The organism is Paraburkholderia sp. CNPSo 3281, from assembly GCF_024206515.1.
GTDB classification, from domain to species: Bacteria; Pseudomonadota; Gammaproteobacteria; order Burkholderiales; family Burkholderiaceae; genus Paraburkholderia; species Paraburkholderia nodosa.
In genome coordinates, this window is sequence record NZ_JAMBPS010000199.1 from 1 (window position 1) to 527 (window position 527).

Annotated in this window: 1 pseudogene; it reads right to left on the bottom strand. The window is 56.4% G+C overall.

From position 1 onward, the window contains the following. Positions 1-341 precede the first annotated feature (341 nt). A pseudogene (locus M3I56_RS40900) lies at positions 342-527 on the bottom strand (IS481 family transposase); the annotation flags it as partial.

Sequence of the window (527 nt, forward strand, 5' to 3'; positions counted from 1 at the left end):
TGGCGGACATCATCATCGCGGCCATGCGCGGCAACGTCAGTGTGCGATTGCGGGTAAAGGCGGTGGGGGTGCGGCGCACGCGCTCGGCGAGCGCCGGATCGAACAGGAAATCGGAGAACTCAGCCAGAAGTCGGGAAGACGCCGGTATTTGAGTTCATATCGTTGATTTATCAGGAAGTTATGGTGTGAAGTTTACAGGTCCCACGGTTCGTTTACAAGCACTTCCGGGGCTTAAGTTGAGAGCATTGCTGTGCGGGGCGGCACCTACTTTTCTTTGCCAGCGGTGTACAGACTGGAGACATGATTGACACATGTATGAGGACATCGTTGACACCTGATACTCACGGCAATGCTGCTTTCAGGTCAAGTGTCGCGACACGGTGATGGGCAAACCAGAGCTCGAATACACCGTCTTCGTCGTCCTTTGGACGGGCCGCCACGCGCAGCCCCTTGAGCGCAATCGAGAGCTTCAGTTTCTGCCCCCGCAAGCGCACCAGACCACTCGAATTGACCAGCAACACCTCATC